General features: G+C 73.6%; 17 protein-coding genes. 4 read left to right on the top strand and 13 right to left on the bottom strand.

The window, feature by feature from the left end; translation table 11 throughout:
• Positions 1 to 17 precede the first annotated feature (17 nt).
• The gene (locus FB382_RS19980; protein WP_182541722.1) at positions 18 to 575 is read right to left on the bottom strand and encodes a hypothetical protein; all 558 of its coding nucleotides are present in this window, start codon (positions 573 to 575) and stop codon (positions 18 to 20) included.
• Between the two features lie 10 nt (positions 576 to 585).
• Complete coding sequence (locus FB382_RS19985) at positions 586 to 1,920, bottom strand: MATE family efflux transporter (RefSeq protein WP_182541723.1); 1,335 nt, start codon at positions 1,918 to 1,920, stop codon at positions 586 to 588.
• A gap of 528 nt (positions 1,921 to 2,448) precedes the next feature.
• On the opposite strand from FB382_RS19985, the gene dnaB reads away from it, so the two are divergent.
• Complete coding sequence (gene dnaB / locus FB382_RS19990) at positions 2,449 to 3,867, top strand: replicative DNA helicase (RefSeq protein WP_182541724.1); 1,419 nt, start codon at positions 2,449 to 2,451, stop codon at positions 3,865 to 3,867.
• Between the two features lie 37 nt (positions 3,868 to 3,904).
• Positions 3,905 to 4,192: a hypothetical protein gene (locus FB382_RS19995; RefSeq protein ID WP_182541725.1), complete on the top strand. Its 288-nt coding sequence runs from the start codon at positions 3,905 to 3,907 to the stop codon at positions 4,190 to 4,192.
• A 14-nt stretch (positions 4,193 to 4,206) separates the two neighbouring features.
• Here the strand turns inward: FB382_RS19995 and FB382_RS20000 are convergent, their stop codons facing one another.
• The 3 genes from FB382_RS20000 to FB382_RS20010 all read right to left on the bottom strand — a co-directional run bounded on the left by FB382_RS20000 (position 4,207) and on the right by FB382_RS20010 (position 6,130).
• Entirely contained in the window at positions 4,207 to 4,569 is a 363-nt protein-coding gene (locus tag FB382_RS20000) for a hypothetical protein (RefSeq protein WP_182541726.1), read from the bottom strand.
• A 92-nt stretch (positions 4,570 to 4,661) separates the two neighbouring features.
• On the bottom strand, positions 4,662 to 5,657 hold the full coding sequence (locus FB382_RS20005) for a succinylglutamate desuccinylase/aspartoacylase family protein (RefSeq protein WP_182541727.1): 996 nt from the start codon (positions 5,655 to 5,657) through the stop codon (positions 4,662 to 4,664).
• Positions 5,657 to 6,130: a putative ATP-dependent zinc protease gene (locus FB382_RS20010; protein WP_182541728.1), complete on the bottom strand. Its 474-nt coding sequence runs from the start codon at positions 6,128 to 6,130 to the stop codon at positions 5,657 to 5,659. Before FB382_RS20010 ends, FB382_RS20005 begins: the two co-directional genes overlap by 1 nt.
• A gap of 23 nt (positions 6,131 to 6,153) precedes the next feature.
• Between FB382_RS20010 and FB382_RS20015 the strand changes: the two genes are divergently transcribed.
• Entirely contained in the window at positions 6,154 to 7,344 is a 1,191-nt protein-coding gene (locus FB382_RS20015; protein WP_182541729.1) for a RimK family alpha-L-glutamate ligase, read from the top strand.
• Here FB382_RS20015 and FB382_RS20020 read toward each other — a convergent pair.
• Both FB382_RS20020 and FB382_RS20025 read right to left on the bottom strand, forming a co-directional pair.
• Entirely contained in the window at positions 7,341 to 7,922 is a 582-nt protein-coding gene (locus FB382_RS20020; protein WP_182541730.1) for a GNAT family N-acetyltransferase, read from the bottom strand. The two genes, FB382_RS20015 and FB382_RS20020, sit on opposite strands and share 4 nt — an antisense overlap.
• Before the next feature lie 23 nt (positions 7,923 to 7,945).
• Positions 7,946 to 8,485 carry an AAA family ATPase gene (locus FB382_RS20025; RefSeq protein ID WP_182541731.1) on the bottom strand — a complete coding sequence of 180 codons (540 nt, stop codon included), beginning with the start codon at positions 8,483 to 8,485 and terminating at the stop codon, positions 7,946 to 7,948.
• A 45-nt stretch (positions 8,486 to 8,530) separates the two neighbouring features.
• Here FB382_RS20025 and FB382_RS20030 point away from each other — a divergent pair, with 45 nt between their 5' ends.
• Positions 8,531 to 8,908 (top strand): DUF1801 domain-containing protein, encoded by a 378-nt coding sequence (locus tag FB382_RS20030; protein WP_220481940.1) that lies wholly within the window; start codon positions 8,531 to 8,533, stop codon positions 8,906 to 8,908.
• Here the strand turns inward: FB382_RS20030 and FB382_RS20035 are convergent, their stop codons facing one another.
• From FB382_RS20035 to FB382_RS20060, 6 genes are read right to left on the bottom strand one after another with little or no spacing between them, the layout of a single operon-like run.
• Positions 8,909 to 10,426, bottom strand: coding sequence for an ArnT family glycosyltransferase (locus tag FB382_RS20035; protein WP_182541732.1), 1,518 nt, complete (start codon positions 10,424 to 10,426; stop codon positions 8,909 to 8,911).
• Positions 10,423 to 11,151 carry a polysaccharide deacetylase family protein gene (locus FB382_RS20040; RefSeq protein WP_182541733.1) on the bottom strand — a complete coding sequence of 243 codons (729 nt, stop codon included), beginning with the start codon at positions 11,149 to 11,151 and terminating at the stop codon, positions 10,423 to 10,425. The genes FB382_RS20035 and FB382_RS20040 overlap by 4 nt, the downstream gene beginning before the upstream one ends.
• Positions 11,148 to 12,311 (bottom strand): MGDG synthase family glycosyltransferase, encoded by a 1,164-nt coding sequence (locus tag FB382_RS20045; protein ID WP_182541734.1) that lies wholly within the window; start codon positions 12,309 to 12,311, stop codon positions 11,148 to 11,150. Before FB382_RS20045 ends, FB382_RS20040 begins: the two co-directional genes overlap by 4 nt.
• A gap of 49 nt (positions 12,312 to 12,360) precedes the next feature.
• Positions 12,361 to 13,158: a PIG-L family deacetylase gene (locus tag FB382_RS20050; protein ID WP_182541735.1), complete on the bottom strand. Its 798-nt coding sequence runs from the start codon at positions 13,156 to 13,158 to the stop codon at positions 12,361 to 12,363.
• A complete protein-coding gene (locus FB382_RS20055; protein WP_182541736.1) occupies positions 13,155 to 14,261 on the bottom strand; it encodes a glycosyltransferase in 1,107 nt (368 codons plus the stop codon). The genes FB382_RS20050 and FB382_RS20055 overlap by 4 nt, the downstream gene beginning before the upstream one ends.
• Positions 14,258 to 15,286: a lysylphosphatidylglycerol synthase domain-containing protein gene (locus FB382_RS20060; RefSeq protein ID WP_182541737.1), complete on the bottom strand. Its 1,029-nt coding sequence runs from the start codon at positions 15,284 to 15,286 to the stop codon at positions 14,258 to 14,260. The genes FB382_RS20055 and FB382_RS20060 overlap by 4 nt, the downstream gene beginning before the upstream one ends.
• Between the last annotated feature and the right edge of the window lie 6 nt (positions 15,287 to 15,292).

Here is a 15,292-nt window from a genome sequence, read left to right on the forward strand (position 1 = left end):
CGCCGGGCGACCTCAGGCTACGAAGTGGCCGGAGGACCTGCTGCTGATTGCTGAACTCCGGCGAGCGCCCAGGGACGGGCGTTCCAGGAGAAGAGTCCCCAGATCAGGGCGACCGCAACCATCCCGGCGGCGAGGTACGTCGGGTCCTCGAGGGAGTCCATGCCGGCGCCGAAGACGAGGACGGGGAGCAGGCCGACCACGATCGACCCCGTCCGGAGCAGGCCGAGCCAGCGGGCTGCCCGGGTGTCGCCGACCGCCGCCGCGCGGGCGGCGAGCGCGTGGCAGAGCAGCGCCATGAACCCGACCTGCGGCAGGTTGGCCGCCCAGCCCAGCGAGGCGTCCTGGTCGTAGAGCGCGTCGGTGACCGCCGGGAACCACAGCACGACCGAGACGGCGGCCGCCAGGACGGCCAGCGAGGTGAGCCGGGACCGGTGGACGAGCTCGGCCGGCAGGTCGCGCAGCCCGAGCAGCACGAGCAGCCAGCCGAAGGGGTCGGCGAGCGCGTCGTAGCCGTGGAAGCGCGCCGAGAGCACGACGACGAGCAGCCCCATGGCGATCGACTGGAGCGGCTTCATGCGCGCCAATCTACGTCCCGGTGACCAGCCACGCGTCGCCCCGCGCCCGCTGCACGAGCACGGCGAAGCGGGCGAGCATGAAGAGTCCGGCGAAGGCGACCCAGAGGACGGTCAGGCCGGCCGCGGTCGAGGCGACGAGCAGCGCCACGGGTGCGTAGACCACGAGGGTGACCAGGCCGCCGCGGGCGAGGTAGGCGCCGTCGCCGGCGCCGATCAGCACCCCGTCGAGGACGAACACGACCCCGGCGACCGGCTGGAAGAGCGCGGCGACGAGGAGGACGGGCACGAGCAGGTCGCGGACCGCCCGGTCGTCGGTGAACAGGGCGCCGAGGAAGGGGCTGGCGGTGGCGAGCAGGAGTCCGGTCACGACCCCGCCCCGGACGCCCCAGGTGACCATCCGGCGGGTCACGGCGCGGGTGCCGTCGACGTCCCCGGCGCCGAGGTAGCGGCCGGTGATCGCCTGGGCGGCGATCGCGATCGCGTCGAGCACGAACGCGAGGAACGTCCACAGCGTCATCGCGAGCTGGTGGGTGGCGAGGTCGACCTGCTGGTCGCGGGCGGTGGTGGCGGCGACCGTGACGGCGTACGTCGTGACCAGCAGGGCGGCACGCAGGGTGAGGGTGCGGACGACGAGGGCGACTGCGGCGTGCGCGGCGGCCCGGATGCCGGGCAGGTCGGGTCGCAGGGACGCACCCTCGCGGCGGGCGGCCCGCACGACGACGCCGAGCAGGCCGGCGGCGCTGGTCACCTGGGCGAGGACCGAGCCGAGGGCCGAACCGGCGATGCCGAGGCCGCCCCAGCCCCCGGTCCCGTGGACCAGCACGAGGTTGAGCACGACGTTGAGGGCGTTGCCCGCGACGGCGACCACGAGCGGGGTGCGGGTGTCCTGCAGGCCGCGCAGGACGCCGGTCGTCGCGAGCATGACCAGGAGCGGGACGGTGCCGAGGAAGGCGATGCGGAGGTAGGTCGCGGCGGGCGCGGTGACGCTGGCGTCGGCGCCGAACGCGTGCACCAGCGGCTCGGTGAGGACGACGCCGAGGACGGTGGTCAGGCTGCCGATGGCGACGGCCAGCCACACGCCGTCGACGCCCTGCGCGATCGCGCCCCGGAGGTCGCCGGCGCCGACGTGGCGGGCCACGCCGGCGGTGGTGCCGTAGGCCAGGAACACGCACAGCCCGATGGCGGTCTGGAGCACCGCGGCGGCGATGCCGAGGCCCGCGAGGGGCGCGGTGCCGAGGTGCCCGACGATCGCGGCGTCGGCCAGGAGGAAGAGCGGCTCGGCGACCAGCGCGAGGAACGCCGGGACGGCGAGGCGGAGGATCTCGCGGTCGTGGGCCCTGGCCATGGCGTGAGTCTAGTCATAGTAAGAGGCAGATGCCCTTACTGTCCCCAACGGGACTAGTCCGACCTTGCCTGTGGGTAACTACCCCATACCTGTGGGAATCCCCGGTTGTCAGCGCTTTGTCGATAAAGCCTCCGGCGTACCGAGCGTGTCTGGCGGGTGAACGAAATTAGTTCTCGGGGATTTTCCCTCCACAGGTGTGGAAACGCATTCATGCAGGTCAGCGACGTGGTACGTGCCGGATCTGATCGCCTGTCCACAGCGAACTCCCCAAGCTGTGCACACCAACGCGCGTGTCGTCCACGGGGATTGCACAGTTATCCACAGAGCCTGTGGACAACCGGCTGTCCCCAGCCCCCTCCGGACGCGTACGGTCCACGAGTCGCCCCCCGGTGACGGGGGCCCGTCCGGGCCCTGCGATCCGGTCCGGGCGGCGGGCTCCGCAGGGGGCGCGGGCGGAGTGTCGGTGGTCGTGGCTACCGTCGGGGCAACGCGTCCGAGGGGTCGACCGGGAACGATTCAGGAGACACGATGAGCGTCACCGAGCACGACTCGAGGAGCTTCCCCGAGCCGCCGATCGACGACTGGGGCGACGGCCCCGCGTCGTACGCCCCCGGCGAGCGGCCCACGAGCCCGGGCGACCGCACGCCGCCCCAGGACATGGCCGCCGAGCAGTCCGTCCTCGGCTCGATGCTGCTGTCCAAGGACGCCATCGCCGACGTGGCCGAGGTGCTGCGCGGGACCGACTTCTACCGGCCCTCGCACGAAACGATCCACGACGCGATCATCGACCTCTACAGCCGCAGCGAGCCGGTCGACATGATCACCGTCGCCGCCGAGCTCCAGCGCCGCGGCGAGCTCCAGAAGATCGGCGGGGCGCCCTACCTCCACACGCTGTCGGCCAACGTGCCGATCGCCGCCAACGCCGGCTACTACGCCGAGATCGTCCGGGAGAAGTCCATCCTGCGACGGCTCGTCGACGCCGGCACCAAGATCGTCCAGATCGGCTACGCCGGCGAGGGACAGGTCGACGACGTGGTCGACCAGGCGCAGGCCGAGGTCTACAAGATCGCCGACAAGCGCTCCGGCGAGGACTACGTCCCGCTGAGCGACATCATGGACGGCGTCCTCGACGAGATCGAGGCGATCGGCAACCGCGAGGCCGGCCTCTACGGTGTGCCCACCGGCTTCGCCGACCTCGACGACCTGACCAACGGTCTGCACTCCGGCCAGATGATCATCGTCGCGGCGCGACCTGCTATGGGCAAGTCGACCCTGGCCCTCGACTTCTGCCGGGCGGCGTCGATCCACAACAACCTGACCAGCTGCTTCTTCAGCCTGGAGATGACGCGCTCGGAGATCACGATGCGCCTGCTCTCGGCCGAGGCGAAGGTGCCGCTGAACCACATCCGCAACGGCCAGATGAACGACGACGACTGGGCCAAGCTCGCGCGCAAGATGGGCGAGGTCTCCTCGGCGCCGATGTTCATCGACGACTCGCCCAACATGACGATGATGGAGATCCGGGCCAAGGCCCGTCGCCTCAAGCAGCGCCACGACCTGCAGCTGATCGTCATCGACTACATGCAGCTGATGAGCTCGGGCAAGAAGGTCGAGTCCCGCCAGCTCGAGGTCTCGGAGTTCTCGCGCCAGATCAAGCTGCTCGCCAAGGAGCTCGAGCTCCCGATCATCGCGCTGTCCCAGCTCAACCGTGGTCCCGAGCAGCGCGGCGACAAGCGCCCGATGATGAGCGACCTGCGTGAGTCGGGATCGCTCGAGCAGGACGCCGACATGGTGATCCTGCTGCACCGCGACGACGTCTACGAGAAGGAGTCGACCCGCCCCGGCGAGGCCGACCTGATCGTGGCCAAGCACCGCAACGGCCCGACCCGCGACATCACCGTCGCGTTCCAGGGCCACTACTCACGCTTCGTCGACATGGCCCACTGACCTGTCACACCTGCCTGTCACACCTGGGGGAACACCGATGGACCTGCACCACCTGCACCGACCGCACCCGTTGTCGCGCGCGCTGATCGTCGGCGCGGGCGTCGTCGTCCTGCTGACGCTGGCCTCCGTAGTCGCCCTCGTCGCCGACGTCTGGGGACAGCTGCCCGCTGGGCTGCTGCTGGCCCTGCTCGTCACCGAGCTGGCCGGTGCGCTGGTGTGGATGCGCAGCCGCCGGCGGTCGCCGGGGCAGGTCGTCGGGCAGGCGCCGGAGCAGGTGGTGGGCCCGCACCTGACCCTCGTGGAGTCGAGCACCTCGCCGAGCTGAGGCTCGGTCCGGGCTCAGGCCTCGTCCTCGAAGCGGACCCGGGCGGCGGGGAGCACGGTGCCGTCGATGTCGCGCTGGGCGACGTGCCCGATCACCTCACGCACCTGTGAACGCTGGGCGGGTGAGCACTCGACCAGGAGCCGCTCGGCGCCCCCGCTGGTGTCGACGACCGAGACGAAGCCGCTGAGGCTCAGCTCGGCCATCAACGGCACCGGGTCCTGCCCCTCGGGCACGACGTAGGCGACGGTGGACGTGTGCGGGTCGTGCAGGTGCGCCTCGGTGGCGGCGGTGCTGCGACCCAGGGAACGCAGGCCCCAGGCGCCCGCGACGAGCAGGGCGAGGACGCCGATCAGGACCAGACCCATACCGATGACCATGGCTCCTCCTCTGGATACCACCGACCGGGACCGCACGTCTCCGGTCCCTTGCAGTCTGCGTCCCGCGGCGGAGCGGCCGTCAGGGCCGAGAGTCACCCCTCCGGGGCCGGTGGTCCCGGTGGGGGCTCGGGGGTCGGCTCGACCTCGGCGAGGTGGACGACCGCGTCGCCGCTGTTGACCAGCGGCGCCTCGGTGCGGCCGATGACGATGCCGGCGCGGTCGGCGTGCACGAGGCGGACCCGCTTGCCGAAGGAGTCGAAGAGACCGCCCAGGCGCTCACCGGCCTCGACCCGCTGGCCCAGGTCGGCCTCGAGGTGGAGCATGCCGGTGCCGCGGGCGCGCACCCAGCTGCTGCGCCAGGACTCCGCGCTCGGTGGGGGCGGTTCCTCGTCGACCGGGTCGGTCATGCCGAGGGCGGCGAGCACCCGGCGTACGCCGCGGACCCCGGCGTCGATCGCCCAGGCGTCCATCCGCCAGGCCTCGCCGGCCTCGTAGAGCAGCACCTTGGCACCCTGCTCGCGGGCGGCGTGCCGCAGCGAGCCGTCGCGGAGCTTGGCGTGCAGCATGACGGGCGCACCGAAGGCGGCGGCCAGCTCGCGAGTGCGGGGGTCCTCGAGGTCGGTGCGGATCTGGGGCAGGTTGGAGCGGCGGTCCGAGCCGGTGTGCAGGTCGATGCCGACCTCGCACTTGGCCACCACCTCGGTCATCATCAGGTGCGCGATCCGGGAGGCCAGCGAGCCACGGGCCGACCCGGGGAAGGACCGGTTCAGGTCGCGGCGGTCGGGCAGGTAGCGGCTGCCGGTCATGAAGCCGAGCACGTTGACGATCGGCACCGCGATCAGCGTGCCGCACAGGGTCTTGGGGTCCAGGGCGGCCAGCACCTGGCGGACCACCTCCACGCCGACGGCCTCGTCGCCGTGGATCGCCGCGTCGATCCAGACCGTGGGGCCCGGCTCGCGGCCGTGCACGACCCGGACCGGGAGCTCGACGTCGGCCCCGGTCACCAGCCGGGTGATGGGCAGGGACAACGACTGGGACTTGCCGGCCCGGACCCGGACGCCGCCGATCTCGAAGGACGCGCGGGCCATCAGCGACCCCGGTTCCGGCGACGCATCGCCACCGGCGGGCGGCCGCCGAGGTAGGAGCTGCCGGGGTCCACGACGTACCCCTGGCGCAGGCCCTCGCGGCCCACGAGCATCCGGAAGCCCATCTCGTCACGACGGCTCAGCGTCATCTCGGTGGTGATGGTGCGCCCCATCAGGGTGACGTCCATCGGCACCACGATCCGGTCCTCGCTCTGGCCCGACGAGCTCCGCACGGCGCGGACGTCGAGCACCTCGGCCTCGACCTCGACCACGTCGGCGTCCGACTTCTGCCACGGGTGGATCGAGAAGCGGACCCAGGGCTTCCCGTCCTTCTCCCACTCCTCGACGTCGAAGGCGTGGATCGACGACGAGCGGGCACCCGTGTCGAGCTTGGCCTTCACCCACGGCACCCCGGCGCCGGGGAGACTCACCCACTCGCGCCAACCTGCAACGGTGTAGGAAGGTTCTGCTGACACGTCCGTCCTCTCTTCGGGGGAACATGAAAATCGCGATCCTGTCCCGTGCGCCCCGCTCGTACAGTACGCAGCGCCTGCGCACCGCCGCCCTCGACCGGGGCCACGACGTCAAGGTGTTGAACACGCTGCGGTTCAGCATCGACCTGTCCGGTGACGAGCCGGACCTGCAGTTCCGCGGGAGAACCCTCTCGCACTACGACGCCGTCCTGCCGCGGATCGGCAACTCGATCACCTACTTCGGCACCGCCGTCGTGCGGCAGTTCGAGCAGATGGACGTCTACACGCCCAACACCTCCTACGGGATCTCCAACTCGCGCGACAAGCTGCGGGCCACCCAGATCCTGTCGAAGCACAACATCGGCATGCCGGCCACGACGTTCGTCCAGGGCCGCGCCGACGTGATCCCCGCCATCGAGCGGGTCGGCGGGGCGCCGGTCGTGATCAAGCTCCTCGAGGGCACGCAGGGCATCGGGGTGATCCTCGCCCCCGAGATCAAGACCGCCGAGGCGATCATCGAGACGCTGCAGAGCACCAAGCAGAACGTGCTCATCCAGCACTTCGTCAAGGAGAGCAAGGGCCGCGACATCCGCGCCCTCGTCGTCGGCGACCGGGTCGTCGCGGCGATGCGCCGGGTCGCGAAGGGCGACGAGTTCCGCTCCAACGTGCACCGCGGCGGCTCCGTCGAGCCGGTGGACCTCGACCCGGAGTTCGAGAAGGCCGCCGTGCGCGCCGCCCAGATCATGGGCCTGCGGGTCGCGGGCGTGGACATGCTCGAGGGCAACGACGGCCCGCTGGTGATGGAGGTCAACTCCTCGCCCGGCCTGGAAGGCATCGAGCGCGCCACCCTGCTCGACGTGGCCGGCTCGATCATCGACTACATCGACAACCAGGTCGCCTTCCCCGAGATCGACGTGCGCCAGCGGCTCACCGTCTCGACCGGGTACGGCGTGGCCGAGATCCTTGTGCAGGCAGCCTCCGACCTCGTCGGCAAGACGCTGGGCGAGTCCGGACTGCGGGAGCGCGACATCTCGGCGCTGACCCTGCAGCGCGGCACCAACGTGATCCCCAACCCGAGCGACCGGCACGTGCTGGAGGCCGGGGACCGGCTGCTCAGCTTCGGCAAGCTCGAGGAGATGCGCTCGATGATCCCGAGCCGTCGCCGGCGTACGCGCAAGGTCAAGAAGCTGCCCGCGGAGCCGATCCACGAGGGCTAGGAGCGGTCCCGCCACTCGTCGGCGAGCACCGCGTAGGCGTAGCTGTCCAGCCAGCGGCCGGAGCGGTGCAGCGACTCGGCGACGTAGTGCGCCTCGCGCCGCATGCCGACCCGCTCCATCAGCCGCCACGACGCCTCGTTGTCGGCGAAGCAGAGCGCCTCGACCCGGTGCACGCCGAGGTCCTCGAAGCAGACGCGGAGCAGCGCGGCGACGGCCTCGGTGGCGATGCCGCGACCGGCGTGGTCGGGGTGGACCACCCAGCCGAGCTCGACCTGCTTCCGGCGGCCCTGCTCCTCGACCTCCGACTGAGCCCAGGCGTCCTTGAGCCAGAGCATCAGGTCGCCGACGATCGGGCCGCCGGGCTCGCCGAGCTCGATGACGAGCGTGCGCGACAGCCGGAGCGGCCGGTCGAAGCGGTCGCGGTAACCCTCGAGGTCGCTGGGCAGCGAGGTCAGCCACGCGCTGACCTCGGGCCGCCGGCGGAACTCCCACGTCGGCTCGAGGTCCGCGACCGTGGCCGGCCGGATCGAGAGCCGCTCGGTCCGCACGGGCCAGGGCACGGCGGACAGGTCCTGCACGGGCACGGGATCGTGAGAGCCGGTCACTGCAGGGCCTCCAGGAGGTGCGCGTAGGTGCTGTCGGGATCGCCGTCGTGGCTGCGGATGATGATCGTGTGCGCGCGGTGCGCGGCCAGGTCGAACAGGGCCCGGTGCTGGGCGATCAGGCCGGCCTCGCCCATCGCCGCGACGGCCTGCCTGGCGTGGTGGTGCCAGGGGTCGCGGGTGACGCGCCGGTGGAACCGGTCGACCGCGGCGACGGGGTTGTCGGTGAGCAGGACGTGGACGTGGTCCGCGCCGGACTGCCGGGCGGCCGCCTCGAACCGCTCCAGCTCGCTCAGCCGGGCCACCAGCTGCGGGAGCACCACGTCGTGGCCGGTGGCGAGGTGCTCGGAGATCAGGGCGAGCGCCGCCGTACGGGCCAGGGCCCCGGCCCCGCGAAAGTCGGCCTCCCATCCCCCGACGAGGGTGCGGAGGACGTCGATCTCGCAGTCGAGGACGCCCGGGTGCTCGTCCACGTAGCGGCGTGCCAGCGTCGACTTCCCGATCCCGGGAGGACCATTGAGGTGGATCAGCCGGCTCACGTGGTGGATCGTAGGCCCGCGGGGATCCGGCGACAGGAGGACGGCGTGGCACAGAGGTACGACACGGTCGACGAGTACGTCGCGTCGTTCCCCGTCGAGGTGCAGGTGAAGCTGCAGGCGATGCGGGCGACCGTGAGGGCCGCGGCGCCCGCGGCCGTCGAGCTGATCTCCTACGGGATGCCGACCTACAAGCTGGACGGCCGGGCGCTGGTCCACTTCGCCGGCTGGACGAGCTACCTCAGCCTCTACCCGACGCCCGCCGAGGACGACACCGACGGCGCCCTCGAGCGGGAGCTCAGGCCCTACCGGGCCACCAGGGCCACCGCGCGCTTCCCGCTCGACCGCGAGCTGCCGCTGCCGCTGGTGGCGCGGATCGTCGAGGCTCTGCTGCGCCAGCGCGAGGACGGGCTGGGCGCTCTGTAGTCAGCGTTGCCCGGGGACACCGTCGAGCAGGTAGACGGTGTAGCCGTCGAGCGCGGTCACCGGGTGGTAGAGCCGGACGAGCGCCGCCTGGGCGTTGCGGTCATCGACGCCCCAGGTGGCCAGGGTCGAGCCGCTCACCACGACCCAGGTCGGCCGCGCCGGTCCCTCCAGCACGCGGGTCAGCTCGGCCAGCTGCGGGTCGCGGACCCGGACCGGCAGGCTCCACAGCTCCTCGTAGGGGCTGGCCAGTCCGGCCGCCCGGAGCACGTCTGGGTGCCCGAAGGCCATCACGCCGGTGTCGCCCGGGTGGGCGTGGGTGCGCAGGTAGGACTCGACGGCGGCGTCCTCGCGCCAGGTGGGGTGGGCGTGCACGACCAGGCCGAGGGAGACCACGGCCGAGACGGCCGCGAGTGCGACGAGGGCGCGGGTGGCGAACCGGTGCAGCCGGGAGTGGGTGAGGGTCGCGGCGACGGCGACGACCAGTCCGGGGACCGCGCCGATCAGGTAGTGCAGCCAGTAGCTGCCGCCCCCCACGACCCCGACGACCTCCCACGCGAGCAGGGCCACGGCGAGCGCGTGCGCCCGCGTGAACCGTCGCCGGAGCAGGAACGTGGAGCCGAGCAGCAGCACGATCGGGATCGCGCCCGACAGCAGCGCCGCCAGGGTCATCCCGATCGCCCGCCCGGGCGTGGTGGCCGTGGACGAGGCGTGGATGACCGCGGCTGCCTGGAAGCGGAACGTCACCATCGCGTCCCACAGCTCGACCGGGTCGGTGCCGCGCGCGGCCGCCCAGCCGACGGCGAGCGCGGTGACGACCCCCGCTCCGACGACGGAGTACGCCGCCCGCCGGACGACCGCCCGGCTCGCCCCCGCCCGGACCATCAGCACGGTCAGCACCGCGACCGCGACGAAGACGTCGAGGAGGTTCTGCTTGACCAGCGCGGCGCAGGCCCCGGACGCCCCGGCGAGCAGCCACCAGGTGCGGCTGTTGCGGCCGACGGGATCGGCGTACGCCTGGAGGGCGGCGGCCAGGCCGGCCATGACGAACGGCAGGGCCAGCACCTCGCCGTCGACCTCGCCGATCCCGAAGAGCGGGGTGGAGAGGAAGACCGCGGCGGTGGCGGCGCACCAGACCGGGACCGAGCGGCTCCACGGGGCGAGCTGGTGACCGACCCGGCCCGCGAGCAGGACGGTGACGACCACGGCGAGCATCCCCATGAGGCGCAGCCCGACGGCGCCGCCCGCCAGGTCGAAGAGCTGGATCAGCAGCGGCGGCCGGTCCACCCAGTAGTCACCGTAGAGCGAGGTGCCGGGGGACCACTGCGCGGCGACCATCAGGAAGCCGCCCTCGTCGGAGCTCAGGGGCTTGGTGACGTACGGCGCCCACGCGGCCGCGCCGGCGAGGGCTGCGACCAGCACGCCCCACGGCACCTGGCGCGGCGACCACCACGGCGACGTCCGGGTCCGGTCCTGCGACCCGTGGCCGGGGGAGTGGTGGAGCGGGGCGAGCGAGCTCATGGGGCTGCCTCCGCGGCCAGTCTCGCGTCGCAGCCGTGGTCGCGGAGGGGCCCAAGGTCCTGTCCGTCCCGGTCCCAACGGTCCAGCAGGATCGCGCTCGCGGCCAGCGTGCGCTCCCAGGAGCGGGGCGCCGAGGTGCGGTCGGTGTCGTGCAGCAGCACGGTGCCGCCGGGGGCGAGCCGTCGCTCGACGGTGCGCACGATGCGGGCCGGGGTCGCACCGGCCTCCCAGTCCCGGCCCCACGCGGTCCACAGCACGGTGCGCAGTCCGGCCGCCCGGGCGGCGTACAGGGCCGGGGTGGTGAGGACGCCGTAGGGCGGGCGGTACCACCGCGGGGCCTCGCCGGTCAGCTGCTCGAGGAGCCGGGCACTCTCGCGGAGGTCCCGCGCGAGGGTGCCCGGCCGCTTGAGGGCGACGCACGTGTGGTCCCAGCCGTGCACGGCCAGCTCGTGGCCGCGGGCCGCCATCTCGGCGACGAGCACGGGGTGCCGGGCCGCGTGGGCGCCGAGCAGGAAGAAGGTCGCGGTGCGGCCGTGGGCCTCGAGCAGGTCGAGGAAGTACGGCGTCGTGGCCGGGTCGGGCCCGTCGTCGTAGGTCAGCGCGATGTGCGGGCCGGGGCCGACCCCGGACAGGCCGGGCAGCAGGTGGCGGCGCAGCGGGCCGATCGAGGCGAGCGCCGGAGCGTGCGCCACGACGGCGGCGGCCGCCAGGGCGGCCCGCTTCATGCCGGCACCCGCTGGGTGGCGAGGGCGTGGACGAGGGTGGGGCGGGTGGGCGCCGGCAGCGGCGCCTGCGGCTGGGCGAAGGCCTCGACCAGGGCGGGCGAGAGCTCCTCGGGGGACCGCACCCAGGGGACCAGGCCGGCCTCCTCGAGGGCGGCGGCGTTGGTCATGCCGTGGCCGGGCAGGCAGCGGTAGGTCAGCACCGGGACGCCCGCGTCGAGCGCCTCCAGCGAGGTGAACCCGCCGGCGTTCTGGATGACGAGGTCGACGGCACGCAGCAGGGTGGGCAGGTCGTCGCGCCAGCCGAGCGCGACCACACCGGTGACCAGCTCGAGCCGCCGCTGGAGGACGGCGTTGTGGCCGCACAGGACCACGGGCACGGCGAGTCCGGTCGCGAGGACGTCGAGGGCGGCGGCGGTGAGCTCCCCGATGCCGAGCGACCCGCCGACGACCAGCGCGAGGCGGGTCCCGGGCTCGAGCCCCCACGCGGCGCGGCAGACTGCGCGGGTGCCCTCGGGGGCGACCAGGTCGGGATCGACGTGCGGGACGAGCGGCTCGATGACGCTGGCCCGGCCGCCGAGTGCGACGGCCTGGCGGGCGGCGATGTCGTGCAGCGCGAGGTGGTGGTCGACGAAGCGGTGCACCCACAGCGGGTGGACGGAGAGGTCGGTCAGGTAGGTGACGACCGGCGTGGTGAGCCGGCCGCGCATCCGGAGCCGGCCCAGGGCCTGGCTGGCGAACGGGTGCGTGGAGACGACCAGGTCGGAGCCGCGGGCGATCCCGAGCAACCGGCGCGCGGTGATGGCCAGCGCCCGCGTGACCAGGCGGTGCAGGACGCCACCGGGCTGGAGGTGGCGCAGCAGCACGCCCCACGAGGTGGGGCTGACCTCGAGCTGCTTGAGGTACGCCGCGCGCAGGATCCGTCCGATCGCGGCCGGGAACAGGTCGACGACGTCCCAGACCTGCACCAGGTGGCCCTGAGCCGTGAGCCGGATCGCGATCTCGCGGGCGGCCGCGTCGTGGCCCGCCCCGAAGCTGCCGGACACGATGTGCACCTCGGCCGGCCCGTCCTCGGGGTCCAGGAACGGGAAGCCGGGACCCCGACGGCGCGAGTGCCACAGCGACGGGGAAGCGGTCGCCGGGCCCTCGAGCATCGCGGTCATGGTCGAAGCGTGGCTCGCTGTTGCTGCCGACAACCTGAATGCTGCAGCGTCAGCGCAGGGACGCGAAGACGTCGTCGAGCAGGGGCCGCCCGGGCGCGCGGCCCACCTCGCGGAACCACTCGGTCCCGAGCACGCGCCGGGCCAGCGGAGCCGGCAGCCGGAGCAGCAGCGCGAGGGTCCGGGCGCCGCCATCCCCGGTCGCCTGGGAGGCGTGGGCCCGCATCGAGGCGCGCTTGGCCGCCAGGTGGTCGCGGACGTCGACGCGGTGGGTGAGGTCAGCGCGGGCGGTGTAGGCGGCGTCCAGCGTCGGCAGGGCGGGGAGCGGCAGGACGCGGGCGAGCCGGGCCAGCCAGCCCACGGCGCGCTGCAGGGACTGCCGGTCGATCGTCGCCTCCAGGACGACCGGCGTGCCGGCGAGGGCGGCGGCCACCAGTCCGGCGCGGTGCACCTGCACGTGGTCGGGGTGGCCGTAGCCGCCGGCGGGGTCGTAGATCGTGAGCACGTCGGCCTCCTCCTCGACGAGGATCGCCGCGAGGTCCTCCGCGACCCGACGCGCGTCCGTGGTCGCGAAGGTCGTGCCGCGTCCCCGGACCGGCGCCGGCCAGCCGGAGTCGGCGTAGCCGAGCACCTCGACGCGGGCCGCGCCGATGGCGGCGGCCGAGGCCTCCAGCTCCGCGAGACGGCGGTCCCCGAGGTCGGTGCGGTCCTCGGCCAGCCCGGCCTCGCCGGCAGTCGCGACCACGACCACGACCCGGTGCCCCTGCGCCGCGGCACGGGCCAGCGTCCCGGACACGAGCAGCGCCTCGTCGTCGGGGTGGGCGTGGAACGAGACGACCGTCCAGCTCATCCGGCCACCGCCGTACGTCGATCGCCGGCACGCAGGACGGCCCGGTCGTAGAGCGCGTCGGTGCGGGCCCGGGCCACGTCCCAGCCCAGGTCGGGGGCGACCTGCCGGTTGTGGGCCGCGATGTCGGCTCGGAGCCCGGGCGTGGTCAGGAGCTCGACGAGTGCGTCGACCATGCCGTCGTCGGAGTCCGCGAGCAGGCCGTCGACGCCGTGGGTGACGAACTCGCCGAGGCCGCTGCGGCTGCTGCCCACGACCGGCAGGCCGGCGCAGCGCGCCTCGAGGGCCGCGATGCCGAACGACTCGAGGACCGCGGGGGCGACGTACACGGAGGCGGCGGCGAGGTGGTCGCGGATCGCGCTCCGCTCGAGGCGGCCGGGGACCGAGACCCAGTCGGCCATGCCGTGCCGGTGCAGGTAGGCCTCGAGGCGCGGGCGCTGCGGGCCGTCCCCGATGACCACGGCGCGGACCGGCATGTCCTCGGGCAGCCGACCTCGCAGGTCACGCAGCATCCGGGCCAGCGCGAGGGGTCGTTTGGTCCAGGCGAGCCGGCCGACGGTGACCAGGGTCGGCACGTCCACGAGGGCCGGGGGCAGCCGCCAGTCGGCCGGGTCGACCGCGTTGGGGAGGACGTCGACCGGCACGTCCGGGCCGAGCATCGCGCGGATCGGCCCGGCGGCGCGGTCGCTGACCGCCGACCAGTGCACGGGCCAGTCGCGGAGGCCCAGGACGCCGCGGGCCAGGGCGGGGAGCGGGCCGAGGTAGGTCCACAACGAGTGGATGGTGACGAGCGTGGGGAGGCCGAGTGCTGCGGCCCGGCGCGCGGCGATGCTGGCGAACGGCGACCAGACCGAGACGTGCACGTGGACCACGTCGGGGCGCTGAGCGGCGAGCACCTCGGCGATGGCGGCGTCGAGCGCGAGCGGCCCCGATGCGGGGAGCCGGTGCACCCAGGCGGGGTCAGTGGCGTCGGGGTCGGGCGTCGTGGTCAGCACGCGGGCGTCCGAGCCGGCGGCGCGCTGGTGGGCCACCAGGTCGGAGACGTGCATCTCGATGCCCCCGAGCCGCGGCAGGTAGCAGTCGGTGACGTGCAGGACCCGCCTCACCGGTGGGCCCACAGCCACGCGGCGAGCCCGGCGCCGCCGACCGGGATCTCGATGCCGAACGTGAAGACGCGGTAGAGCAGCACGCCCGCCACCGCCGCCACCGGCGCGCCACCGAGCGCGACCGCGACGCCCACCAGGCCGACCTCGACGACGCCCGCGCCGCCCGGGGTGAGCCCGGCCAGGGTGAGCAGCCGCTCGACGGCGAACGCCAGCAGCACCGCGCCGGGCCCGATCCCGACACCGGCGATGGCGAAGCAGGCGAGCATGAGCAGGGCGAGCATCGCGGTGTAGGCGCTCATCCCCAGCGTCAGCTGGCGCCAGCGGTGCCGGACCAGCCAGCTGCACTGCGACTGAAGGCCGAGCAGCCACGCCTCGACGTGCGGCTCGCGGGTCGAGCCGAGCCGGCGCAGCAGTGGCCGGGCGGCCCGGTCGACGGCCCGGCCGGTCCGCTCCGCACACACGGGGCTGGCGGCCAGGACCGCCACGACCGCGGCCGCGACGGCCAGGAGCACCGTGGCGACGGTCGCCGTACCGGCCCAGCGCGTGAGCGCGCCGTGGTCGAGCAGCAGCGCGACCGGCAGCACCAGCAGGGGGAGCAGCAGCTTGGCGAGGACGTCCCAGGTGTTGGTGACGACGGTGTACGCCGCGAAGGCCGCCCGGTCGTGCCCCCAGGCCCGGACCATCCGGTAGTTCAGGGCGATCCCGGCCGCGCCGCCCAGCGGCAGCACGTTGGCGACCGCGCTGCCGGTCAGGCTCAGGGTCAGCGCGCGGCGGTGGGTGAGGCCGGGCAGGGCGCCGGTCAGCGTGATGGTGTGCAGGAGCAGGCCGGTCGCCCAGAGCAGGCCGAGGAGGCCCAGCTCCGGCACCGGGACGCGGGCGAGCTGCTGTCCGACGAGGGCCCAGGGCGCGCCCGAGACCCGCGGCACCACGACCACGAACAGGGCCGTGACCGCCGCGACCACGACGAGGGTGCGGGCGGCCGCCCACGGGCCCGGTCGGGCCGGGGCGACGACAGCGGTGGTCATGCCGCG

Origin of the sequence: Nocardioides ginsengisegetis, from assembly GCF_014138045.1 — a bacterium.
Lineage (GTDB): Bacteria > Actinomycetota > Actinomycetes > Propionibacteriales > Nocardioidaceae > Nocardioides > Nocardioides ginsengisegetis.